This window comes from Microcoleus sp. K1-B1 (assembly GCF_036704705.1).
Classification (GTDB): Bacteria; Cyanobacteriota; Cyanobacteriia; order Cyanobacteriales; family Microcoleaceae; genus Microcoleus.
Map to the genome: position 1 here is coordinate 1 of NZ_JAUBSH010000082.1, position 22,264 is coordinate 22,264.

Below are 22,264 nucleotides of genomic sequence, written 5' to 3' on the forward strand. Positions count from 1 at the left end.
GCTAATTTACGATGATTACATTTACGTCCTAGAACTTAACTATACAGAGGCTTTGAGTGTTTTCGGAGATGTCTAATTGTATGGAAACCTTCGCAAATATAGCGCAGCAAGTTGTCAAATAATTTCACAGCATTAGGCTGTGTTAGCATAAAACTAGCGCGATCGGCTAAAAGGGATTGAATCTTATGACTGTAGCGAAAGAACAGATTACTGATAGCGGTAGCAATAGCGGTTTATTGAATTTCCGAATCACTGTCGAACGTCTGATCGAGCTTTTAGATTTAGAAGAAGAGGATGAGTACGGAATTTTAAGACCGACTGAATAGGCTTTCAGGACAGCGATAAAATTGGTTGTTGAGGCCTACGATAGCATGGGAAACTGTTTTCCAAAATGCTCTACAGGTACAGATGACCAAGGCAGTATTAGACTGGCTTGGCAAAATATAAATGCCGATCGGAGAGTATGCTTATTCTGCCCGCACTCTTCTGATGAGAAAGCTTACATTTATCATCAAAACAGTGAGGAATATGCCTCAGAAGATATTACTTCAGGAGCAATTTTAGTTTATTGGCTAGAGTGGTTTAATGAAAAATGAACGATAAATATTCTCGGAGGGTATCAGATGGCAATTCCTTCGTTTCATTTGACAATAAGTTTTGACTTAATATTTCTTTAGCGATCGCCTCCACAACCGGCACACAAACCGAATTCCCAATTTGCTTGTAACTTTCCCCCGCACTCGGATAACTTTTAAAATCTTCAGGAAAACCCATAAGACGGTAACATTCCTTCAGCGTCAACTTTCTCACCATATCTTGCTCAGGAATGTAGATAAAAAACCTGCCCGATGTTTCTTGCGAAGGAATTGTCGGATGCACTCCATCTACCGAATAAATGCGATTAGGCTGTCTGTGAACTCTCGATAAATGTTCTGTATTTGGCCTCACGCCAGTTTTCCAAGTACCTTTATTTCTGTAACCTACAAACAAAAGTCCCGAATCTTGCTTTCTCGGATAATCAATTAAAGTATACTCTGATTTGTCCAATATTTCAAAATCCCCTGTCTCGTCTAGAAATTCCCTGAGTTGCGGAGGAAACTTACTTTTAAGTCGAGAAAAATTGAATTCTTTACCTTTAGTTGCAATAATAAATATTCTTTCACGATGTTGAGCTATCCCAAAGTCTTTAGCATTCAGCATTTTGTAATTCACGCTGTACCCCAACTCTCTAAGACTAGCAATAATTACTTTTAATGTATTTCCCTTGTCGTGATGGATTAAGTGCTTGACATTTTCTAGCACCACTACTTGAGGTTGCTTTATTTTGATAATTTTACAAATATCAAAAAATAACGTACCTCTAGTATCTTCAAACCCCAACTTTTTGCCGCAAATGCTAAAAGGTTGGCACGGAAACCCGGCGACTAAAACATCAAAGTCTTCTAACTCGACGGGATTAATTTTACTGATATCTCCAAAAGGAACCTCACCGAAGTTCTCCGTGTAAACTTGTCGGCATTTGCTGTTAATTTCGCAGGAAAAAACGCATTTAAAGCCAATTTTTTCAAACCCTTGTCTGAAACCTCCAATTCCTGAAAATAAATCGATAAATTTCATTTATAAATTAATGTAAAATATTACTCAAACCATGATAACATATTTTGTTTTTCTCTCTTCTTTTACTCTGCGTTCTCTGCGCTCTCTGCGGTTCATTATATCAAGTTCCACAAGTATTGTGACAGTCCTCAATCTTATACCACTCATTAAAAGTCGCACAACTCCGCGCCGGACACGGCAATGGCCTGTCCCCACAGATATCGCGTAGAATGTCGATCGCCCGAAAATTCCCCCCGCATTCAACCAACCAATGTCCCAAACTTGTCCCGCAGCCGACTAAACTAGAAATAGCAAAAAAAATATAGCTATTGTTTACTTTCTTTCACCAACCATGAGTCAAACCTTGGAAAACCTCACCGCAATCGATGACAACCTATCCAAACGCCACCTCGACCTCGATCCAGGCGGCTACTTCATCATCTATCTCGATCGCGAAACCAGCTTAATTTGTGCCAAACATTTCACCAACATCATCGACGATCGAGGCCTCGCCGTCGATCCCGAAACCGGCAAACCCATCCCCGCCCGCGGCAAAGTAGAACGCACTGAGGCCACACTTTTTACCGGCAGAACCGCCAAAGAACTTTGCGTCAAAATTCTAGAAGAAACCCGCCCCAGCCCGGTGACAATGTTAGATCACGCAGCTTATCTGGGACGGGAATTTGTGCGGGCAGAAATTGCATTGTTGAGCGATCGAGAATACGTTCAAGATTAGTGCAACCGCGCCCGAATTTCTTGACAAAATGGCAACTTATTGCATCTGACAGCAACCGATTACGAAAAACCTTGATACCAGAAATAAGTCACCATCGGAATCACTGTCGCCAATACCAACAGCACAACCACAACAACTGTGGCATTGCCTTGGTCTGTTTCTTCAGCTTTTTTAAACGTGCCTTCAACTTGAATGTTGTCAACAACTTCAGGAGGACCCGGATCGGGTTCGCCCGACAAAACAGTTGCAATGCGCGTACTTGCAGCCGAAAATGCCTCATTGTATTTATTCGCTTCCCGTAGCGGCACTTGCACGGTTTCCCCGGCCACACTCTGGGCAATTTCATCGGTTAGCAGGGATTTCACCCCTTCCCCGGTACGAATTGCCGCGCTGTTGGTAACAGTGTCGAGAACGAGTAAAATTTGGTTAGTCTGGTCTTCTTTTGCGGGAAACCACTGTTCAAACAGTTGGTCGGTGAAAGTGGCAGCAGTTTCACCGTAGTCTAAGCGGTGGATGGTGACAAATCGGACTTGTTTCCCTGTTTTGTTTTCCAGGTTGTCGAGCACGCTGCTGATATTGCTTTCGCTGCTGCGGCTGAGCACGTCGCCTTTGTCGAACACCCAAGTTCGATCGCCCGCCGACAACACCGGCATTTCGTAAACGCCAGTCGCCAATGCCGGCAATACCGCCATCTGGGATGCGATTAGGGCGATCGCGATCGTCGCGGCCAAAGGTTGGAGATATTTTCTCCAGTTAAATAATTGCTTCAGGAGTCTGGTCATGAGGTTAACCGTAAAACTGACTTTTTTCCAAAAATACTATAGAAACCCCCGTAAAATTCATTTTATGCAGGGCAATATTTACAATTAGCTAGTCAGTGGAACTCCCCGCCCGATTATTTTAGGATTCTAACTATGGAACCAGCAGACACTTATAAAGGTTGGATTATTCAATCCCAGAAAGTCTTCTACGTCGAGGTTTGGGATAGCCGCGGCAACCGCCACGTCGCCGTCCAAAATGCCAAGACTGAGGAGGAAGCTTTGGAATTGGCCAAAAAGTGGATAGACAAATATGAGTCAAAACCCGGAAGAATGCCGATCGACGTACCCCATCCTTTCGGAGACATGATCGATATGCCATTTTGACTCAGTTGCCATTTTGACTCAGTTGACTGTTGACTGTTGACTGTTGACTGTTGACTGTTGACTGTTACATTACAGCTTGTAGGGTGCTCTGCTAGAGACAAAACCTCTTCAAATCGAGCAATTATTGCAACTGACGCATCCGAATAATATGCCAGTTGCGTCCAGGAATGCGTTTTTCCTGAGATACAATTACGAAATTCCTCGCAATTTTTGCGTATTTTCCACTAAACTTCGAGCAAATTCATCGAACCTTTCCGACAGTTTTTCATCCAACAATTTACCATCAGGACTAAAAGCTTTCCAAGCTTGTCCGATCGCAATTTGTTCGGGAATTACCCAAGCGTGCACCCATCTCAAAATGGTTCGCAAATCGTTGAGTGCGTTGCTGTTAACTTGCCCTCCCAAAACGCTAATCGCACCCGCAACCTTCCCGTCCAAATGCTCAAAACTCATCAAATCCAAGGCATTCTTGAGAGCACCGCTGACGCTACCGTGATACTCCGGCGTTGCCAAAATCAAGCCGTCGGCTTGCTTAACCGCATTCTGCAGCTTTTCCACATCCGGGTAATCGAGATAATCATTCTCACCGTTGCAGAAGGGCAGATTGAGCGATCGCAAATCGAATATTTCAACTTCCGCGCCCAAGGCCTGCGCCCGTTCTGCTGCCACCTTCAACGCTAACTGGCTGTAGGAGCCAGCCCGCAAACTTCCACCAATGCCGACAATTTTTACCATAAAGCTTAAAAACAATAACTGCTTTTCTAAAGCGTACTCATTACGACTATGATTAACATAGCAAGTTCGATCGGCAACTGTCAATCGATTTTAGATTTTAGATTTACCGACGGAACCCAGAAACCGGGTTGTTTGAGCAAAATCCTTGGTTATAGCCCGCAGATTAGGTAAAAAACCCGGTTTCTTGAGGAGCCGTGGGTAAGTTCAGTGGAGGGGGCCGAGAAACCGGGTTTTTTGAGCAAAATCCATCGATTTGAGATTTGAGATTTTAGATTGACGGAGGGAGCCGAGAAACCGGGTTTTGTGAGCAAAATCCTTGGTTATAGCCCGCAGATTTAGGTAAAAAACCCGGTTTCTTGAGGAGCCGTGGATTCAAACCCCCCCTCTTGAGGGGTTTCTTAAGATGCCCACGAGAGATAAACCCATCCAACACCCGGCATCTTGTTAAAATAAATGAACGTAGCAAACCACAAGCGGTCAATCTTGGCAGTCTTCAACCTTGGGCAAAGCAATATGAAAAATTCTTGGAAACACGCATGGCTGGGGCATCTAGCTGTAAACAAAGACAAGTCGAGCCAGAATCCTAAAAAATCAATTCCAGGACGGAATCTTTGGCGCATCCTGGGCAGTTTGGTGATTTCTCAAGGAATATTGCTCTCGACCCCGGTGTTTGCCGAGAGTGCGCCAAACACCATGAGTTACAGCCAACTCATCGAAAACATAGAAAAAGGGCAAGTCAGTAGAGTCGAAATAGACGAAACTCAAAAAACTGCCAAGGTTAGGCTAAAAAATCAAAAAAGCGATCAAACCCAATCAGTTAGTCTGTTCGACTACAACAACCGAGAACTGTACTCGCAAATCCGCGCCAAAAAGATAGACTTTGAAGTCAAACAAACAGCCGACAACGCCACCGCAGTCAGTTTCGTAGTAAACTTGCTAGTGATTTTTGCAGTGTTCGCAGTGCTGGTGGCAATCGTGCGCCGATCGACCCAATCTCAAGGAAATGCCATGAACTTCGGCAAATCCAGAGCCCGTTTCCAAATGGAAGCTAAAACCGGCGTGATGTTCGACGACGTAGCAGGCATCGAAGAAGCTAAAGAAGAACTGCAAGAAGTCGTAACCTTCCTCAAAAAACCCGAACGCTTCAACGCCATCGGCGCCAAAATTCCCAGAGGAGTTCTGTTAATCGGGCCTCCAGGAACCGGCAAAACAATGCTGGCAAAAGCCATCGCAGGCGAAGCAGCCGTCCCCTTCTTCAGCATCTCCGGTTCGGAATTTGTCGAAATGTTTGTCGGAGTCGGCGCCTCCCGCGTCCGCGACTTGTTCCGCAAAGCTAAAGAAAATGCCCCCTGCATCGTCTTCATCGACGAAATAGACGCCGTAGGAAGGCAGCGTGGCGCTGGTATCGGCGGCGGCAACGACGAACGCGAACAAACTCTCAACCAGTTGCTGACAGAAATGGACGGCTTTGAGGGTAACAGTGGCGTGATTGTGATTGCAGCTACTAACCGGCCCGACGTACTCGATACTGCCCTGCTGCGGCCCGGCAGGTTCGATCGCCAAGTAACGGTAGATTTACCCAGTTACAAAGGGCGTTTAGGGATTTTGCAAGTTCACGCGCGCAACAAAAAACTCGACCCAGAAGTTGCCTTAGACACGATCGCCCGCCGTACTCCCGGCTTTTCCGGCGCCGACTTGGCAAACTTGCTCAACGAAGCAGCTATTCTCACCGCGAGGCGTCGCAAAGACACGATTACTAACTTAGAAGTTCACGACGCGATCGACCGGATCACGATCGGGCTTACGCTCAACCCGCTGCTGGATAGCAAGAAAAAGTGGATGACAGCATACCACGAAGTCGGACACGCCCTAGTCGCGACCATGCTCAAAAATGCCGACCCGGTGGAAAAAGTAACGATTATTCCCCGTTCCGGTGGCATCGAAGGCTTTACTAGCTTTGTTCTCGACGACGAAATGCTCGACAGCGAAGGTTTGAGGAGTCGGGCTTTGCTGTTAAACCGAATTAAAGTAGCTTTGGGGGGACGGGCGGCGGAGGCCGAAATTTATGGCGATGCTGAAATCGACACCGGTGCCGGTAGCGATCTCAAAAAAGTTAGCAGTCTCGCGAGGGAGATGGTAACGCTTTATGGAATGTCGGATTTGGGGCCTGTGGCTTTGGAAAGTCCGAACAATGAGGTGTTTTTGGGTCAAAGCTGGAATTCGCGATCGGAGTATTCCGAAGAAATGGCAATCAAGATCGATCGCCAAGTCCGGGAAATTGCCTTTGAGTGCTACGAAGAAGCTCGCCGAATTATCCGCGAAAACCGCGCTTTGGTAGACAAACTTGTCGAAGCGCTGTTGGATGAAGAAACGATCGACGGCGATGAATTCCGCCAAATTGTCGAGCGGTACACCGAGGTAAACAAAAAAGAGTTAGCACCAACGTAAAGAGTCATTAGTCATTAGTTATTCAAGTTTGTAGTGATGACTTTATTCCTCATTCTCGAAAAAATCAGGACTTTACTCATTACTACAAACCCCAAAAATGACTACTAACTAATGACAAATTAAGATTGTTGCGCGTACATTTCCCGGAGTACCAAAGCCGGGTCTACCCAGCGGCCGCCGTACTTCAATCCCCAGTGCAAGTGAGGCCCACTCGTGCGGCCGGTCATCCCAACTCTGGCAATTCTCGCACCCGCAGGCACTGTTTGACCTTGCCAAATTTGCAAGGTACCTTCGCGATCGGTATAATAACGCCCGCCGTTAGCCGTTAGCACTCGGCCTCTGAGGTGACAGTAGATGTGTTCCCAATTTCCCGATCGCACCACCATACCAGTGCCGCATCTGCCATCTTCCCAAACTTCCACAATTTGCCCGCCCCACCAATTGCGGATATAGCTGCCTTCCGGGGCGGCCAAGTCCAAACCGTAATGAAAATCCCCGCCACGGGGGCCGAAGGGGGAAGTGTATGTTTCAAAGTTTTCGACTGGAAAAGAAGCTTCTTGCCACAAATTACCCGTCGCTACTCTGCTTGGTAAGCCTGACTGAGCTTTGACCACCTGCTGCTGCAAATAAGGGCTGATCAACACAATGCCGATCGAAAGTGCCAGCAGCAGCATCTGTCTGAGACGAAAAAAGCGTTTTGCCGTCAGCGGGCCTCTAGAGTCTTGCAGGATTTTTTTCACGGCTCAAAGTTAAATGTGTGTGGGAGTGTGCGTTGTCTGTTAGGCTCACATCTTGCACCCTTGTCAATAAAGCTTTCAGGGGCGGGCTTTCCGGCCCAACCCCTACTCCCCACAAAAAAATCATTCTTTGTGGAACGGGCCGGAAAGCCCGTTTCTCAGAAGGGTGCAAAATGTAAGTTATGCCAATTCGCTGCAAGATTGGCTTTGAGCTCTACCCGCGATCGCGAATCAGTTTAATAACAACGTGTATCTTACTCCATCCAAAACCCGTGTCAAGGCTTCCGGGTAAATGCCCAGGGGTGATAAAAAAAATTGGAAATTCGTGCTGCGGTTGAATTCGATCGAGCTTTTGCTTGACACTATAGTTAAGTTCGGGGATTTTGGATGCCGTCCGAAATCTCAAATTCATAACAGACATCAAGCAATGCTTACTGAAATTTTTCCCTTTAGTTTTGCCATAGACGCAACTGCGATCGCCGGTGCGTCCTTGTGGTCTTTGGCCCTATACTGGGGCCTGTCGCCCCTCACAGAATGGGTAATCCTGCAACTGAACCGCTGGATGAATTTTGCCGAGAGATCCCTCTACACCTCGGAAGCCGAGTTTGAAAGAACCCGCCAAGCCAGAGAAGCCCAAAATGCGTTTTACGCTTCGCTGTTGAGCATTGTACCCTTTTTGATTGCGGGGGGATTGTGCAATTGGGGCGTCGAATTGTCTCTGGGCACTGGTTGGGCAGTATCTATGGGTACGATCGCCTGTATTGGTGGCGGCGTGTACGAGCTCGGCCGCCGAGACGGTCAATCTTAGGCGATTTTAGATTTTGGATTTTGGATTGGGATTGCTCAAGAGATTCGGACATTTGCCAGCCTCTAGAATGGATGATAATCTCAAATCCAAAACTCCAAGTCTCAAATAACTTTGACATTATAATGTTAATGGATTTGTGACAGATATTTTTTTTGATGAACCGCAGAGGGCGCAGAGGACACAGAGAAAGAGAAGAAAAGAGAAAGGAATAGAAGAGAATAGATGGTGTTCATATTTCTTCTAAGGCTTGCTATAGAGGTGGTCAAACAGAATTAGCCATGTATTTTAACCGTAATTTGACTCAGGATGTTTGCCTAAAAGCCGCAGTTGCCGTTCAGTAGCAGTAGCGATAATTTCGGGGTTAAACTGCCACGGCCAAGGCGAAAATTTCTGCGCGATGTTGCGGTGGGAATAATGCACTTGCAGTAAGTAGCGAGTTCCATCTGTTGTCGTATTTCTGCCGCCGGAATGCCAAATTTCACTGCGGAAAAACAGCACATCTCCTGCTTTGCACAAAACTGGTTCTGGGGAATGTCCGTTCCAAGTTTCTTCCCCGCGGTCTGGTTTTCGACCAGATTTGTGACTACCAGGAATAACGTAGGTAGGACAGAGGTCTTCTGCGATGTCGCTGAGATAGAAATGGGCTGTACAAATCCATACTGGTAGTTGAAAACTGCGATCTGCAAACAGGCTTTCGGGCACGGGTACAAACACCTGATCGACGTGGACGCGCCAACCATCATAACCGGGCCCGCTTTTCCACGCAGTCATGCCGATAATATGGCAATCGCTACCCATTAATGCTTCGGCTAATTCAATTATACCCTGTCGATCGACATAGGAAAGCCACAGGCGATCGCGATTAAAAACGCATTTAAAATGCTGGTTCAATTCACTCCAACTGCTACCATCGAGTCCGAAGGGTTGCAGGCGATCGAGTGCTTCCTTGGCTTGCGCCACTTCCGACGGACTGAGTACACCAGGAATCAGCGCAAAACCATCTTCGCACACCGCTTCTACCGCCCCTGCTGTGTCGAAAAGATCACAAGTCTTTTGCCGATAGCTGAAAACTTCGCTTAACGTACTTGCGTTCATAATTCAAAAAGTAAAATTATTAACTGTTATTAAATTAACACTTATTCTGCTCGATATTTGCATACTATGACACCAGCCACCCGGTTTCTTGGTACATCAAGACTTACACGCAATTTAATTATGTAGGACACGCACTGCTCACATTACGTCTGATTTGGGAATAAATCAAATGAAATACCAACCAGAACCAACATCATTAAATCAAGCCCGCGCCGCCTTCCATAAAATTTGGGGATACGACGACTTCCGACCACCCCAAGGAGAAATCGTCGGTAGTTTATTAGCAGGAAAAGATACAATTATAATTATGCCGACAGGTGGCGGCAAATCCATCTGCTTTCAACTGCCAGCTTTGTTACAAACAGGTTTAACTCTCGTAGTTTCGCCGTTAGTCGCACTGATGGAAAATCAAGTGCAAGAATTGCGCGATCGCAATCTTCCCGCTTCCCTCCTCCACAGCCAATTGCCAACAGCGCAGCGCCGACAAACTATGCAGTCGCTGCAACAAAACAAATTAAGATTGCTGTACCTGTCTCCCGAAACATTACTCAGCAAACCTGTTTGGGAAATTATCAGTCAGCCACACATCCAAATTAACGGTTTAATATTAGATGAAGCTCACTGTTTAGTGCAGTGGGGTGATACTTTTCGACCAGCTTACCGCCGTTTGGGAACAGTCCGGCCGGCTTTGTTGAAAGGTAAACCAGCAAACAGTAAAATTGCGATCGCAGCTTTCACCGCTACCGCTAACCCGGAAGCACAGCAAACAATCAAAAACGTCTTGCAACTGCAAAAACCCGAAGCATTCCTGCTAAGTCCCTACCGTTCTAACCTGCACCTGCAAGTGCAAACAGTCTGGACGCCGAGAGGACGCAAGCAGCAGTTATTAAATTTTATTAAAGCTCGACCAAAACAAGCAGGTTTAGTCTATGTCCGCACCAGAAAAGATAGCGAAAACTTGGCGGATTTGTTGAAAGAAGCAGGTTATGAAACAGCAGCATATCATGCAGGTTTAAGTCCAGAATCACGACGAAAAATAGAAACAGCTTGGCTGAACAATGATATTAAATTCGTGACTTGTACCTCAGCGTTCGGGATGGGAATTAACAAGCCAGATGTCCGGTGGGTTGTTCACTTTCAAGCACCTTTGCTATTATCGGAATACATTCAGGAAATTGGTAGAGGCGGACGCGACGGCAAATCGGCGATCGCCCTGACATTGATTAGCGAACCTACGGGTTTGCTTTATCCCGAAGATAAACAAAGAAAGGAATTTTTTCAAGATAAATTGCGATCGCAATACCGAGAAGCTCAGCAATTAGCCAAAAAACTGCCTGTTAAAGGCGATATAGAAGCAGTTTCCCGCGAATTTCCCGAAAGCGCGATCGCCCTTTCAATCTTGCACAGTAGCGGACAACTAACATGGCGAGATCCTTTTAATTATGCGATTAATAAATCTCCCCAGCAAAAAGCGGAAAAATCAAATTTTTCCGCAGCGGAAGAAATGGCAAAATATCTCAAAGATCGCGAGTGCAGGTGGCAATTTTTGCTGCAAGCTTTTGGGTTTGCCAAGGAAGCTAAATCAATGCGCTGCGGCCACTGCGATAATTGTCGATAGAAAAGACGATTATACTCAAATGACTTAACCACTCCCATCCAAGAAACCGGGTTTTTTACCTAATCTGCGGGCCCAAACGAAATATTGCTGTGAAAAAACCCGGTTTATCGCTACCTGTGCGATCGCGAACTAACTCACAGATGTTATGATGAAGATATTTGCTTTACACACTTGGCAAAAAATAGTAAAAAGTAAATGATAGAAACAGACACTGCGGCACAGATTTACACAGTAGAAAATACAGAGGAATTCGATCGCAGTAATGTCAATCAGCGATTAGATATTTGGCTGTCAAACCAGATACCGGACTTATCCCGATCGCGAATCCAAAGCCTCATATCACAAGGCAATGTCAAAGTCAACGATGAAACCTGCACCTCGAAAAAAATATCAGTAAAAACGGGCGATCGCATCCACCTCACATTACCTGAAGCCCAGCCCACAAAGTTGCAGGCCGAAGCAATTCCCCTCGACATCCTCTACGAAGACGACAGCCTAATTATCATCAACAAACCAGCCGGATTAGTCGTCCACCCAGCCGCCGGACACGCAGATGGTACATTAGTCAACGCCCTCTTAGCCCACTGTCCCCTAGCAGAAATAGGCGGAGTTCAGCGGCCGGGAATCGTGCACAGATTAGACAAAGATACGACAGGTGCGATCGCGATCGCCAAAACCGATATTGCCCACCAACACCTGCAAGCCCAACTCAAAACTAAAACCGCCCGCCGCGAATATTTAGGCATAGTTTACGGTGCTCCCAACACCGAAACAGGCACAATAGACCTACCCATCGGGCGGCATCCCACAGACCGCAAAAAAATGGCAGTAGTACCAGTAGAAAAAGGCGGTCGCCCCGCAGTTACTCACTGGACAATCAAAGAAAGAATCGGCAACTATTGCTTAATGCACTATCAATTAGAAACCGGCCGCACCCATCAAATTCGCGTGCATACAGCGGAGATAAAACATCCCATAGTCGGCGACCCGATGTACAGTTCCAACCGTTCTATCGGCGTCAATTTAACAGGACAAGCCCTCCACGCATGGCGACTGACTTTGCAGCATCCCGTAACCGGAGAATTAATAGAGGCGATCGCACCTTTACCCGATCAATTCAACACCCTGCTAAAAATATTGCGATTGCGGGCTAATATTTGATAATTGCTATAGCAGTCACCAAAGCTGTTATGACAAGTCGCTATCAGGCGTTGAGAATTTTATCTACCTTGATTGCTTTGTTCAACATTCCCTCCAGGATATTGTTTCTACCTTAAATTTTTTTAATAGCACAAGTATCACTTAGATGCTAGTGCAAGTCTGGGATGGTACTGCTGTGTGCAAATTTGTTGATGTCAAACATATCAATGTAGCCGTTTATCTCATTTCTCTCAATCTTATCTACTTTTATAGGTGCGATCGAGTTCTTGCAACCTTGACACCAGATTGCCCAGTTCCAGGACGTAAGCACCCCTAATCTTCTTTTTGTTGATCAAAATCACTTTGGCCTCGCTAAATACAACTACTGGAGTGACCTTGGTTAACTTCTTAGCTTTTTTTATAGCCGTAGCTTGGTTGGCAATCTGTGCCAGAAAATCTTTATCAAAATCTCTCAATTTCCCGTCGTAAGATTGACGCTTGAGCACATCCCCCTCCAACACAACTACGGTTGAGTGAGACTTCACATCAAGGATAAAATTGACTCCTTTAGGCGATCGCAGCCACACATCGATATCGCCTACTTCCGGCAATCTTAAATTGTACTCAGCTATCCATCCAGATTGGATTAGGGACTCCAAAACTTGCTGAGTCTTTTCTTCACCACAGGCCCCTTGGTCAAATCTCTGAGACGACTTCCAAAACGTTTTCCCGTCCTCAATAAATGGAAGGGCGATTAATGCCCCTATCAAAAAAGCCGCGACCAAAAATAAAGGAGAAAAAGGTGCTACCGCGTATACCAGCAGTGGCAACAACACCAACCCTGTTGCGGCACCGTACCTGTATAAGGCTTTGGTACGAAGCTGTTTAGCATGGCGACGCAATGATTTTCCAGCACCTTCGTTATATTGCGGCTGCATAAATGCACCTATGCACTTATAGTTGACAATGAGAAAAGGTCGAATTATTTTTCTTCCTAATGACTAATAACTAATGACTAATGACTAATAACTAATAACTAATGACTAATAACTAATGACTAATAACTAATGACTAATGACTAATGACTAATGACTAAAAATTATGAGTCCCGAGTTTTGGATTCCAAGTTTATCAAAAAACTCAAACCTCAAAACTCAAGACTCAAAACTCTCTCAGCTTAAAAGCCGATCGATTCAGTCGATCGCCCGACACAAATAATCGCATCAGGGCAGCATCAATTACCGGCGACGGGGAACCATCGTGTCGATATTGATATTAGCCAGAGGCACGCGCTGCGGCGGAGTAGCAGGCATGGGCATATTGCGCGCCATACCCAAATAGTTCGACGGATCGCCAGCCTTCGGTTGCTTCTCTTGAGGAACAAAACGGCGCACGCCAGTCTGCCAGATGATTTGCGGGAAGCCAAGCTGCGAACGGTGGTACTCACCGTAGCGGGGCGTCTTCAAGTTGAAAGGAGTGTCCCCTCCAACTCGCTGAGGCAAAATTCGGCGCTGCTGGTAAGGTACGGTATCGTAGCCGAACTTATCCAGGTACTCTTCGCTATTGACCAACTCGTCAATAAAGCCTTGAGGCCCCTTATTGGCTACCACGATCGACCAAGCAATCTTTTCGCGCTCGCTGTACACATCCCGGCCCAAAATGCGCTGCACGCACATTTCTACAAACCGGTAATTGCTGTTAGTTTGATAATTCCGCTCCAAGAAAGGAGAAGAAGTCGCCAAACCGCGAATAAAGTCCCGCACAGTAATTTGGCCGAACTTGAGTTGCGACTCCAAAGACTTTTGGCGGTTGCTCTTGAGGATTTGGTGTTCGCTGTAAATCTGGCGATATCCAGCCCAAATCAAATTTTCCATGTCTCCAGACGAGAGCACATTTTCAGTTGTGAAAATTCTGGGCTGCTCGTCGCTCCCTGTTTCAAAACCAGCTACGCGCTGGTTTTGGCTTTTGGGGGCGTAGTTTATCAAAGGTAGCGCCACGTTAAAATCTCCGTTATCTCAAATTTCAGAAATAGTTGACACCGTGAGCTGCCAGCATAACGGATACAACTAACCAACATACAGATTAGGGGATTCCCGCAATCTAAATCTGATTTTCCTGAATTTTTGCAACAATCTGTAACATTTGTTGACTTTGGGGAAGTCAGTAGTCAGTGGGCAGTGGGCAGTGGGCAGTCAGCAGTCAACAGTCAACAGTCAGCAGTCAACAGTCAACAGTCAGCAGTCAGCAGTCAACAGTCAACAGTCAACAGTCAACAGTCAACAGTCAACTGCCAAATTACCAACCCAGAGCCGAATAAAACTCGCTGCCGGCCACTTGATCTGCTGCTGCTTCTGATGTTGCATCCGAGTCTGGTTGCACCCGAATTTCGGTACAAAAAGTCGAAGTGCTGAAACCGCCAAAGCGCTTTACGGTACTCGTCCGCATCCGCACGTTCGGATTAGCAAACCAGAAACGCTCGATCGAACTCATCGTCTCGTATTCGGTAATCAGCAGCAGCCCATCCTCGTCATCCATCTCAAAACGGCCAGCCACCGGCACAATTTCCGCATAGCCCCGTTCGCGCAACATCAAGCCCTGCCGGGGATTTTCAGGATCGGGGACGATCGCGAACACCGTAGACCCTTTATGATTCTCATCATCCTTATCCCACGCCATCGAGCCGTGCCAAGTCACAAAAGCCCCCCCAGCAGCCCGGCTCGGATCGACTTCGTGCATCTTGCAAATCTCGGCCACTCGCGCGTCATCCGCACCCAGCGCCGTTACCTGAATATTTGAATCCCCAATCTCCGCTTGGCGGAAAGCGAGGTGGTGAGTGCTGCGCTGAGAACGCCACTCTCCAGCACTGCTTTGAAAAAACTCCATGGCATCCATACGAACTAGCTCCTTTGGCTTAGGCTTCCCTGTCTTTACGCCTTTTTATGATAAGGCTCCCCCCACTTAGATGTACTTTTGCTACACAAATTAGTCTCAAAATGTCTACTTTGGACATATTGTCAAGGGAATGTTATGATAGTTTACAATGTAGGAGACACAACAAATTCTGCGAAACGTCATTCCGATCAATCTCGCATCAATCTCAGCAAACTGGAGGAGCGATTTATGGATATGTCTACAACCAGCCTCAGCATGGAACAGCAGTTCAAACTGCAAGTGCTACGCGAAGAAGTCAAAAGGTTAAGCCAAGACCAAGCTCAGGAATACTTGCTCGAAGTTATGCGACAAAACATGGTTAAAGAAAACCTGTTAAAGCATTGGATGAAGAATATGTGAACCCTTCGATCATTTCTTCACAAAAATCAGTGGCTTGTATCTGCAAAAAGTGCGATCGACTCACATCTTGCACCATTGTCAAGAACAGGCAAGATGCCTGTTCCACAAAGAGTGAATTTTCTTGTGGAACAGGCATCTTGCCTGTTCCTAAAAAGCTTATTGAGAATGGTGCAACATCTCAAATCCAGCTTTTAATCATAAAATCCAGAATCCCGCTTTCTCCAAGAAAGCGGGATTCTCAATTGACAAAAGTTTTACGCAGTTTTTTTTGTCGCTACGATACTCAGCAAATTACAGCAGATTGCAGGTTTATGAGGTACACGGGGCAATCCCATGCCCCATGCCCCATGCCCCACGCCAGACTGTACCTCATATTGCTAAAAACTGCTGTAAATGTTTTTAGTCTCAAGCGAGAGAGACGATAGTTTGTGTAGCGACAAGTTTCAACCTGTCGGGGCTCAACCAAAACGGCCGCTGACATAATCTAAAGTAGACTCTTCCTTCGGACTTTGGAAAATTATCTCAGTCTTATCACACTCCACAAGATAGCCAAACCGCTTCCCATCGTCAGAAAGTTTAGCATTGAAAAAAGCAGTCAGGTCAGAAACCCTAGAAGCCTGCTGCATATTGTGAGTAACAATCACAATCGTATACTTCTCCTTGAGTTCCCGCATCAACTCCTCAATCTTAATCGTAGAAATCGGGTCAAGAGAAGCACAAGGTTCATCCATTAACACTACATCAGGATTAATCGCGATCGCCCTAGCAATACACAAACGCTGCTGCTGGCCACCGGAAAGAGAAAAACCGCTTTGCTTCAACTTATCCTTCACCTCATCCCACAAATAAGCTTGGCTGAGCGACTTTTCCACCAGCTCATCCATATCTCCCTTATAATTGTTTACCCTCGCACCGTAAGCAATATTGTCATAAATCGACTTAGGGAAAGGATTCGGCTTTTGAAACACCATCCCAATCTTGCGGCGCACCGCCACAGCATCAATATCAGGATCGTAAAGATTTTGACCGTGGTAATCAATTCTCCCCTCTAAACGAAAACCGCTCACTAAATCGTTAAGGCGGTTAAAACATCGCAAAATTGTACTTTTACCGCAGCCAGACGGCCCAATCAAGGCAGTAATGCGATTTTTAGGAATCTCCATTGAAACATTTTTAACCGCGTGAAAAGCGCCGTAAAAAATATTGATATTTTCTGTCCGTAAAACTGTTTCCGTTTGCTTGTCTAAATCCATCATCATACAGGTAAGTATCCAATCGAATTTTACAAATTAAGCCAAAAATGTTATTGGTTATTGGTTGTTAATTATTGGTTATTAGTCTGACCCAGCGACTAACTAATAACTATTAACTAATAACTAATAAATAATGACTTCAATAAACTTTTTGGCGAGTAGCCCAGCGAGAAAGAATACTCGTCAGCAAAACCATAATCACCAAAATCAAAGATGCCGCCCAGGCCAATTCTTTCTGTGCCTTAAAAGGAACCGTTGCAAAGTTGTACACCAAAACCGAAAGACTCGGAGTTGGCTTATCAAATCCTCCCGGCCAAAAAGGCGAATTGAGCGCTGTGAAAATCAAAGGAGCAGTTTCTCCAGCAGCGCGGGCAATTGCCAGAGTCACACCCGTTAAAATAGCCGGAATTGCCGCAGGCAAAACCACCTGCAACACCGTCTGATAATTAGAAGCACCCACACCAACCGACGCCCATCTAATATCTTGCGGGACGATTTGTAGAGCTTCGTCAGTAGTCCGCACAATCGTGGGCAACATCAGCACAGCCAAGGCCGCACCCCCTGCAATTGCCGAAAAACCTCCCATATTTACCACGAACAAACCGTAGGCAAATACCCCGGCAATAATCGAAGGAACGCCGCTGAGGACGTTAGTAGCAAAGCGTACCCAGCGAGCTACTTGGCCGCTGCTGAACTCCGACAAATAAACTGCTGCCAATACACCAAAAGGAACAGCAATTAAAGAAGCAATTCCCACCGTCATCAATGTACCGAGAATTGCATTAGCAATACCGCCTCCCGATAGTCCGGGCGGCGGTGGCAGCTTGGTAAACAAGTCTAAATTCAGGCGATTGAAACCTTGTACGGTGACATAGGAAAGAACTGCAAACAAAGGCAGCAGAGTGATAGCCAGACTAGCTCCAGCCAGTACAGTCATCCCCAGACCAAACAGCGCTTGCGGGCTGTTTTTAACCTTCTTTAAACTGCCTGTTTTCGATACCAAATGATTTTCATCGGAGACGCTATTTGACATAAACTAAAACTATGTAGGAAATGGCGGCTAACTTCTAGTTGTACTTCGCTCTGACTTGAGAAACAATCCACTCTGCCAAAATATTAACAATCAGTGTCATAATAAACAGAATTAGCCCAGTGTACATCAGAGCTGCTACTTGCAACCCAGAGGCTTCCGCAAACTGATTTGCCATCAGAGAAGCAATAGTATTTGCCGGAGCTAGCACAGAAAGACTTAACTGATTGGAATTGCCAATTAACAGAGTTGCAGCCATTGTTTCTCCCATAGCGCGACCGAGCCCAAGCATAATTCCGCCGACAATGCCGGAAAAAGCCGCCGGTACGAGCACTCTAAAAATTGTTGTCCAGCGAGTAGCTCCTAAACCTAGAGATGCTTGCCGCAATTCGGGCGGGAGACTTGCCAAAGAGTCGCGGGAGATAGCAGTAATAATGGGCAAAGTCATGATTCCCAAAATTACTCCGGCTGGTAACATTCCCGGCCCCACTGGCGAGGTGCTAAAAATCGGCAGCCATCCGAAAGTGCCGTTGAGAAACTTGCCGAGAGTGGTAATCATGGGAATCAATACAGCAATTCCCCACAAACCGTAGACTACGCTGGGAATGGCGGCTAAAAGTTCTACTAAAAAAACTAAAGCTGTACGCACTGGTAGCGGCAGAAAGTCCTCGCTCAAGAAAATGGCAGTCCCTACTCCTAATGGTACTGCAATTAGGAGCGCGATCGCCGAACTGACGATCGTCCCGTAAATCATCGGCAGCGCACCGTACTCTTCTTTAACCGGATTCCAGCTACTGCCAAACAGAAATCCCAAACCGTACTGTTGAATCGCCGGTAAAGCCCGATAAGCAACGGTGAGCGCGATTACCAGCAATATTACACCAACTCCTATGCCCAAAATCCGCGTCAGCCAGATAAAGCCTTGGTCTAAGGATTTTTCTGCCCCAGAGCGCGATCGGCTCTGTGATTGAGCGCTGTTATTATCTGAAATCATAGAAAAAAAAACCAAATATATAGTAGCGGAAAATAGTCTGTTTCGGAAAAAGCTAGAAGGAAGCAGAAAGAAAGACGATAAATAAAATCACAGAGGGGCGGGTTTATCAATCCCCTGACTTTTCAACAAATATTTCTGGTCAAACCTGACCATTGTATTTTGAAAGATGTAAATGGCGATTTACCGTTGGGTGGGGCGGGTTGATCAGATTATTGATTTTAGGCCATTATTGTCGGTGAACCCGCCCCTTGTATCTACAGAAATATCTCTCTTGCTTTTTTCTTTCCCCTTTTTTCCAACAGTCAACAGTCAACAGTCAACAGTCAACAGTCAACAGTCAACAGTCAACAATTACTATTTGGCAACCTCAATCTTGTAGTCTGGGCTGATGCCGTCAGCGGCCGCGGCTACTTTTTCTTTAACGTTTTGGGGCAGAGGAACGTAGCCCAATTCAGGGCTGACCTTTTGACCTTCATTCAAGCCGTATTCAATCATGGCCTCGATTGCTTTAGCTTTGTTGGGGTCAGTAACTGTTTTGGGGACGAGCATCCAAGTGTAGCTAACAATAGGATAGGATTCTGCCCCTTCGGGATCGGGAATGAACGCCCGGAGATTCTCCGGTAGTACCACTGCTTCAAGGGTTTTTGCCCCCACTGCGTCGGTGTACACTACAAAATTGCCGGCTTTATTTTCCAGGGCAGCAAACTTGATATTGTTGTTTTTGGCGTAGCCGTACTCAATGTAGCCTATAGCGCCAACGGTTTGTTGAATAGAAGCCGTGACACCTTCATTCCCCTTGCCGCCAACCTTACCGGCAGGAGGCCACTCTACTGTCTTGCCTTCCCCTACTTTTTCTTTCCATTCTGGACTGATGGCGCTGAGGTGTTTTGTGAATACGTCTGTCGTACCACTGCCGTCAGAACGGTGTACAACTGTGATATTTTGGTCTGGCAGTTTAGCGTCCGGGTTAGCAGCAGCAATTTTGGGGTCGTTCCACTTGGTGATGTTCCCCAAGAAGATATCTGTGTAAACGTCTCTTGGCAACTTCAGTTCGGGTACGTCAGGCAGGTTGTAGGCGAGCACGATGCTACCAGCCGACATCGGCAGCAAGAGCACGCCTTTGTCCGCTGGCACCTTCCCAATTTCGTCGTCTTTCATTGCGGTGTCGCTGGCTCCAAAGTCTACTGTACCTTTGGTAAACTGTTCGACTCCGGCACCGCTGCCCACTGACTGATAGTTGATCTGTAATTTTGGATTGGTTGTGTTGAAATCTTGAAACCAGCGCTGGTACAGGGGTGCTGGGAATGACGCGCCGGCACCCGTCAGGGCTACGTCTGAGGCTAGGGCGAGTTTGGTGTTTGCTGCTGTGCCGGTGGCTGCAACGGGGCTAGCTGCGGTGTCGCCGGGGGTGGGGCTGCTGCCTGTGGTTGTGGTCTCGCCGCCGCAAGCTGCTACACTGAGGGCGATCGCCATAGCGGAAATTGCAGTAGTCAAACGGTTTGAATTAATCAAGTTAAGACGAAAAAGCATAGGTATACAAAAGCTGCGATCGTTATATGGGTGTCCCGCATCAGCATAGCGCGCAAAAGTAAAGGTTAGGTTAAGAATCTTTACACTTAATCCCAATTTAATATTAATTAATATTATTAATGTTATTAATGAACTTGACAATTGTGACGTTATAAGATATATGGCAGAGAAATAGCTACGGAAACAAGCAGTCGATCGCCCGATCGCGAAAAATTCCCATTAAATTATCACAAGATCCAGGCTTGAGAGCCAGAAAACCATACAATGGTGGTTATTTTGACAGTAGTGCTAGTATTAAGAATTTAAAAGCTGCGGGCATTGAAGCTGGCATCTGACAAATGCCTTCTGACGAATGCTGTTTGATGATATAGCAACCGCCCTCACGGTTAGGACGTTCTTAATTGCACAAACATAAACGGTCGATTGCAACTTCGGTCTTCCTTCTTTCTTCTGCTATAATGCCTGCTCCTATTGAATTAATCTGGGCTGTTATTGGTTTGCTTCTGACGATAGGAGGCACTTTTTTGCCTGCATCTGTCACAATTCCGATCGGGTTGTGGGACGATCGAGGACTTCAGGCTTACTCTTTAGGTGTTACCTATCAAATTGGAGCCGTCTTGCTAGTAGGCTGCATGGGGGGGAAAAATGCTGCGGCTCTCTCGCAAATTGCCTATTTGGCATTAGGATTAACTTTGTGGCCAGTTTTTTCTCAAGGCGGCGGCATCGGCTATCTCAAAGAAGCGAGTTTTGGGTATTTGCTGGGTTTTGTGCCTGGTGCTTGGGTATGCGGCTGGGTGGCTTTTAAGGTGGCTTCGCGGCTGGAATCTATGGCTTTTAGCTGTTTGTGCGGTTTGTTCACTGTTCACGCGATCGGCTTAATTTATCTAATTTTTACTTACTGGCTGCCTCCGGCAAAAAAAACACCTTTATTCGATGAGATTCTTAAATATTCGGTTTATCCCCTGCCGGGACAATTGGCGGTAGTTTGTGCGATCGCAGTGCTGTCATTTACTTTGCGCCGCTTGATGTTTTATTAATTGCGAAGGAAGTTCGGCAACGAGCAATGTACGGGATGTAACGGATGTAACGGATTTCAGGAAGAAGGAAGTAAGGAAGGAGGAAGAAGGACGAAGGAAGAGGTAACTGGTAAGTGTGCAAAATAAGGTTATACTATCATTGCCCAACGGGAGATTCATCGCGCTGCGGCTGGGATTGCTTTTATCCACTGCATTCTGCTCGCAATGACAAGTGAGATTGCAGTAAATTATCTCATGCCCGATGCCCCATTTTCTATTGCTTAATTCATGCGTTTTAAAAGAAATCCCTTGTTCTGGGTTGCTGCTGTTATCAGTTTAGTTTTAGACCACCTGACTAAGTTTTGGGTGGTACAAAATTTTGACTTGACGGTTCCTCCGCAGACGCAGCCGCTGTTACCTGGGGTGTTTCACTTCACTTATGTTGTTAATACTGGTGCCGCTTTTAGTCTGTTCAGCAATGGCGGGGCGATTTGGTTGCGCTGGCTGTCTTTGGGCGTTAGTGTGGGATTGATTGTGCTGGCTTGGTTCGGGCCGCGAATTAACCGCTGGGAACAAGCTGGCTACGGTTTGATTTTGGGGGGAGCACTGGGGAACGGGATCGATCGATTTGTTTCGGGCCATGTTGTAGATTTTATCGATTTTCGGCTCATTCGCTTCCCCGTATTTAATCTAGCCGATGTGTTTATTAATGCTGGGATTATCTGTTTGCTGATTGCAACTTTTCACAGTGCACCGCCGCCGAGAAACCAAGACGATGGCGATTCTATTTCAGAGTAACTTTCAACAAGTCAATCAATTTTAGATTTTAGATTTTCGATTAACCACCCACGGGTTGTACCGTTCTCAGGTTTATCGGATGCCGAGCTTTTTTTGCTGATCCATTGATGAATCCGGCGGCCTCACAAGCAATTGCTTTCGGTCATTTGTCAGTTGTCTGTTAGCAGAAGGTCTAGGTGTCAACTTCAGGTTAGAGTCATTTATGAGCTATAATTAGATTTTTTATTGCTAAGGCTAAACTTGCCCGCGATCAAAAGCAATTTGGTCACAAACTCCCGGATTTATCCGTAGGAT

Annotated in this window: 23 protein-coding genes; 10 read left to right on the forward strand and 13 right to left on the reverse strand. The window is 46.1% G+C overall.

Annotated elements, in window-relative coordinates; translation table 11 throughout:
• Positions 1 to 185 precede the first annotated feature (185 nt).
• Complete coding sequence (locus QUA83_RS23410) at positions 186 to 326, forward strand: hypothetical protein (RefSeq protein WP_333296230.1); 141 nt, start codon at positions 186 to 188, stop codon at positions 324 to 326.
• A 256-nt stretch (positions 327 to 582) separates the two neighbouring features.
• Here QUA83_RS23410 and dcm read toward each other — a convergent pair whose 3' ends face one another.
• Positions 583 to 1,617, reverse strand: a complete 1,035-nt coding sequence (gene dcm, locus QUA83_RS23415) for a DNA (cytosine-5-)-methyltransferase (protein ID WP_333296234.1) — start codon at positions 1,615 to 1,617, stop codon at positions 583 to 585.
• Positions 1,618 to 1,948: 331 nt separating this feature from the next.
• Here dcm and QUA83_RS23420 point away from each other — a divergent pair, with 331 nt between their 5' ends.
• A complete protein-coding gene (locus QUA83_RS23420) occupies positions 1,949 to 2,332 on the forward strand; it encodes a DUF4346 domain-containing protein (protein WP_333296237.1) in 384 nt (127 codons plus the stop codon).
• Between the two features lie 59 nt (positions 2,333 to 2,391).
• On the opposite strand, the gene psb32 is transcribed toward QUA83_RS23420, so the two are convergent.
• The gene (psb32, locus tag QUA83_RS23425) at positions 2,392 to 3,114 is read right to left on the reverse strand and encodes a photosystem II repair protein Psb32 (protein ID WP_333160833.1); all 723 of its coding nucleotides are present in this window, start codon (positions 3,112 to 3,114) and stop codon (positions 2,392 to 2,394) included.
• Positions 3,115 to 3,246: 132 nt separating this feature from the next.
• Here psb32 and QUA83_RS23430 point away from each other — a divergent pair, with 132 nt between their 5' ends.
• Entirely contained in the window at positions 3,247 to 3,477 is a 231-nt protein-coding gene (locus QUA83_RS23430) for a hypothetical protein (protein ID WP_006635545.1), read from the forward strand.
• A gap of 189 nt (positions 3,478 to 3,666) precedes the next feature.
• On the opposite strand, the gene QUA83_RS23435 is transcribed toward QUA83_RS23430, so the two are convergent.
• Positions 3,667 to 4,212, reverse strand: coding sequence for an NADPH-dependent FMN reductase (locus QUA83_RS23435; protein WP_333296270.1), 546 nt, complete (start codon positions 4,210 to 4,212; stop codon positions 3,667 to 3,669).
• A 513-nt stretch (positions 4,213 to 4,725) separates the two neighbouring features.
• Between QUA83_RS23435 and ftsH the strand changes: the two genes are divergently transcribed.
• Positions 4,726 to 6,660: an ATP-dependent zinc metalloprotease FtsH gene (gene ftsH, locus QUA83_RS23440; protein ID WP_333296240.1), complete on the forward strand. Its 1,935-nt coding sequence runs from the start codon at positions 4,726 to 4,728 to the stop codon at positions 6,658 to 6,660.
• Positions 6,661 to 6,779: 119 nt separating this feature from the next.
• On the opposite strand, the gene QUA83_RS23445 is transcribed toward ftsH, so the two are convergent.
• Both QUA83_RS23445 and QUA83_RS23450 read right to left on the reverse strand, forming a co-directional pair.
• Positions 6,780 to 7,334 (reverse strand): M23 family metallopeptidase, encoded by a 555-nt coding sequence (locus tag QUA83_RS23445; RefSeq protein ID WP_333083646.1) that lies wholly within the window; start codon positions 7,332 to 7,334, stop codon positions 6,780 to 6,782.
• A 277-nt stretch (positions 7,335 to 7,611) separates the two neighbouring features.
• Positions 7,612 to 7,818, reverse strand: a complete 207-nt coding sequence (locus QUA83_RS23450; RefSeq protein WP_333296242.1) for a hypothetical protein — start codon at positions 7,816 to 7,818, stop codon at positions 7,612 to 7,614.
• Positions 7,819 to 7,824: 6 nt separating this feature from the next.
• Between QUA83_RS23450 and QUA83_RS23455 the strand changes: the two genes are divergently transcribed.
• Positions 7,825 to 8,205, forward strand: coding sequence for a hypothetical protein (locus QUA83_RS23455; protein WP_015176810.1), 381 nt, complete (start codon positions 7,825 to 7,827; stop codon positions 8,203 to 8,205).
• Positions 8,206 to 8,490: 285 nt separating this feature from the next.
• On the opposite strand, the gene QUA83_RS23460 is transcribed toward QUA83_RS23455, so the two are convergent.
• Positions 8,491 to 9,300: a phytanoyl-CoA dioxygenase family protein gene (locus QUA83_RS23460; protein WP_333296244.1), complete on the reverse strand. Its 810-nt coding sequence runs from the start codon at positions 9,298 to 9,300 to the stop codon at positions 8,491 to 8,493.
• A gap of 169 nt (positions 9,301 to 9,469) precedes the next feature.
• Here QUA83_RS23460 and QUA83_RS23465 point away from each other — a divergent pair, with 169 nt between their 5' ends.
• Together QUA83_RS23465 and QUA83_RS23470 are read left to right on the forward strand one after the other, a co-directional pair.
• On the forward strand, positions 9,470 to 10,918 hold the full coding sequence (locus QUA83_RS23465) for an ATP-dependent DNA helicase RecQ (protein WP_333296245.1): 1,449 nt from the start codon (positions 9,470 to 9,472) through the stop codon (positions 10,916 to 10,918).
• A 195-nt stretch (positions 10,919 to 11,113) separates the two neighbouring features.
• Positions 11,114 to 12,079, forward strand: a complete 966-nt coding sequence (locus QUA83_RS23470) for an RluA family pseudouridine synthase (protein WP_333296247.1) — start codon at positions 11,114 to 11,116, stop codon at positions 12,077 to 12,079.
• Positions 12,080 to 12,315: 236 nt separating this feature from the next.
• On the opposite strand, the gene QUA83_RS23475 is transcribed toward QUA83_RS23470, so the two are convergent.
• The 3 genes from QUA83_RS23475 to QUA83_RS23485 all read right to left on the reverse strand — a co-directional run bounded on the left by QUA83_RS23475 (position 12,316) and on the right by QUA83_RS23485 (position 14,950).
• A complete protein-coding gene (locus QUA83_RS23475) occupies positions 12,316 to 12,996 on the reverse strand; it encodes a nuclease-related domain-containing protein (RefSeq protein WP_333296248.1) in 681 nt (226 codons plus the stop codon).
• 300 nt (positions 12,997 to 13,296) lie between these two features.
• Positions 13,297 to 14,055, reverse strand: coding sequence for a phycobilisome rod-core linker polypeptide (locus QUA83_RS23480; protein ID WP_333296250.1), 759 nt, complete (start codon positions 14,053 to 14,055; stop codon positions 13,297 to 13,299).
• A 298-nt stretch (positions 14,056 to 14,353) separates the two neighbouring features.
• Positions 14,354 to 14,950, reverse strand: a complete 597-nt coding sequence (locus QUA83_RS23485) for a phycobiliprotein lyase (protein WP_333251096.1) — start codon at positions 14,948 to 14,950, stop codon at positions 14,354 to 14,356.
• Between the two features lie 135 nt (positions 14,951 to 15,085).
• Here QUA83_RS23485 and QUA83_RS30640 point away from each other — a divergent pair, with 135 nt between their 5' ends.
• On the forward strand, positions 15,086 to 15,349 hold the full coding sequence (locus QUA83_RS30640; RefSeq protein WP_445301804.1) for an NblA/ycf18 family protein: 264 nt from the start codon (positions 15,086 to 15,088) through the stop codon (positions 15,347 to 15,349).
• A gap of 458 nt (positions 15,350 to 15,807) precedes the next feature.
• On the opposite strand, the gene pstB is transcribed toward QUA83_RS30640, so the two are convergent.
• From pstB to pstS, 4 genes are all read right to left on the reverse strand, one after another.
• Positions 15,808 to 16,608: a phosphate ABC transporter ATP-binding protein PstB gene (gene pstB, locus QUA83_RS23495; RefSeq protein WP_333296252.1), complete on the reverse strand. Its 801-nt coding sequence runs from the start codon at positions 16,606 to 16,608 to the stop codon at positions 15,808 to 15,810.
• A 133-nt stretch (positions 16,609 to 16,741) separates the two neighbouring features.
• On the reverse strand, positions 16,742 to 17,635 hold the full coding sequence (pstA, locus tag QUA83_RS23500) for a phosphate ABC transporter permease PstA (RefSeq protein WP_333296253.1): 894 nt from the start codon (positions 17,633 to 17,635) through the stop codon (positions 16,742 to 16,744).
• 34 nt (positions 17,636 to 17,669) lie between these two features.
• Positions 17,670 to 18,626: a phosphate ABC transporter permease subunit PstC gene (gene pstC / locus QUA83_RS23505; RefSeq protein WP_333137627.1), complete on the reverse strand. Its 957-nt coding sequence runs from the start codon at positions 18,624 to 18,626 to the stop codon at positions 17,670 to 17,672.
• 354 nt (positions 18,627 to 18,980) lie between these two features.
• Positions 18,981 to 20,156 (reverse strand): phosphate ABC transporter substrate-binding protein PstS, encoded by a 1,176-nt coding sequence (gene pstS / locus QUA83_RS23510; RefSeq protein WP_333296255.1) that lies wholly within the window; start codon positions 20,154 to 20,156, stop codon positions 18,981 to 18,983.
• A 458-nt stretch (positions 20,157 to 20,614) separates the two neighbouring features.
• Between pstS and QUA83_RS23515 the strand changes: the two genes are divergently transcribed.
• Together QUA83_RS23515 and lspA are read left to right on the forward strand one after the other, a co-directional pair.
• On the forward strand, positions 20,615 to 21,193 hold the full coding sequence (locus QUA83_RS23515; RefSeq protein ID WP_006635529.1) for a biotin transporter BioY: 579 nt from the start codon (positions 20,615 to 20,617) through the stop codon (positions 21,191 to 21,193).
• Positions 21,194 to 21,460: 267 nt separating this feature from the next.
• Positions 21,461 to 21,970 (forward strand): signal peptidase II, encoded by a 510-nt coding sequence (gene lspA / locus QUA83_RS23520; RefSeq protein WP_333296258.1) that lies wholly within the window; start codon positions 21,461 to 21,463, stop codon positions 21,968 to 21,970.
• Positions 21,971 to 22,264: the final 294 nt, after the last annotated feature.

Bases quoted from the DNA above. Each gene is read 5' to 3' on its own strand.
- QUA83_RS23410 (WP_333296230.1), top strand. From the start codon at position 186: ATGACTGTAGCGAAAGAACAGATTACTGATAGCGGTAGCAATAGCGGT.
- dcm (WP_333296234.1), bottom strand. From the start codon at position 1,617: ATGAAATTTATCGATTTATTTTCAGGAATTGGAGGTTTCAGACAAGGG.
- QUA83_RS23420 (WP_333296237.1), top strand. From the start codon at position 1,949: ATGAGTCAAACCTTGGAAAACCTCACCGCAATCGATGACAACCTATCC.
- psb32 (WP_333160833.1), bottom strand. From the start codon at position 3,114: ATGACCAGACTCCTGAAGCAATTATTTAACTGGAGAAAATATCTCCAA.
- QUA83_RS23430 (WP_006635545.1), top strand. From the start codon at position 3,247: ATGGAACCAGCAGACACTTATAAAGGTTGGATTATTCAATCCCAGAAA.
- QUA83_RS23435 (WP_333296270.1), bottom strand. From the start codon at position 4,212: ATGGTAAAAATTGTCGGCATTGGTGGAAGTTTGCGGGCTGGCTCCTAC.
- ftsH (WP_333296240.1), top strand. From the start codon at position 4,726: ATGAAAAATTCTTGGAAACACGCATGGCTGGGGCATCTAGCTGTAAAC.
- QUA83_RS23445 (WP_333083646.1), bottom strand. From the start codon at position 7,334: ATGCTGCTGCTGGCACTTTCGATCGGCATTGTGTTGATCAGCCCTTAT.
- QUA83_RS23450 (WP_333296242.1), bottom strand. From the start codon at position 7,818: ATGTCTGTTATGAATTTGAGATTTCGGACGGCATCCAAAATCCCCGAA.
- QUA83_RS23455 (WP_015176810.1), top strand. From the start codon at position 7,825: ATGCTTACTGAAATTTTTCCCTTTAGTTTTGCCATAGACGCAACTGCG.
- QUA83_RS23460 (WP_333296244.1), bottom strand. From the start codon at position 9,300: ATGAACGCAAGTACGTTAAGCGAAGTTTTCAGCTATCGGCAAAAGACT.
- QUA83_RS23465 (WP_333296245.1), top strand. From the start codon at position 9,470: ATGAAATACCAACCAGAACCAACATCATTAAATCAAGCCCGCGCCGCC.
- QUA83_RS23470 (WP_333296247.1), top strand. From the start codon at position 11,114: ATGATAGAAACAGACACTGCGGCACAGATTTACACAGTAGAAAATACA.
- QUA83_RS23475 (WP_333296248.1), bottom strand. From the start codon at position 12,996: ATGCAGCCGCAATATAACGAAGGTGCTGGAAAATCATTGCGTCGCCAT.
- QUA83_RS23485 (WP_333251096.1), bottom strand. From the start codon at position 14,950: ATGGATGCCATGGAGTTTTTTCAAAGCAGTGCTGGAGAGTGGCGTTCT.
- QUA83_RS30640 (WP_445301804.1), top strand. From the start codon at position 15,086: ATGATAGTTTACAATGTAGGAGACACAACAAATTCTGCGAAACGTCAT.
- pstB (WP_333296252.1), bottom strand. From the start codon at position 16,608: ATGATGATGGATTTAGACAAGCAAACGGAAACAGTTTTACGGACAGAA.
- pstA (WP_333296253.1), bottom strand. From the start codon at position 17,635: ATGTCAAATAGCGTCTCCGATGAAAATCATTTGGTATCGAAAACAGGC.
- pstC (WP_333137627.1), bottom strand. From the start codon at position 18,626: ATGATTTCAGATAATAACAGCGCTCAATCACAGAGCCGATCGCGCTCT.
- pstS (WP_333296255.1), bottom strand. From the start codon at position 20,156: ATGCTTTTTCGTCTTAACTTGATTAATTCAAACCGTTTGACTACTGCA.
- QUA83_RS23515 (WP_006635529.1), top strand. From the start codon at position 20,615: ATGCCTGCTCCTATTGAATTAATCTGGGCTGTTATTGGTTTGCTTCTG.
- lspA (WP_333296258.1), top strand. From the start codon at position 21,461: ATGCGTTTTAAAAGAAATCCCTTGTTCTGGGTTGCTGCTGTTATCAGT.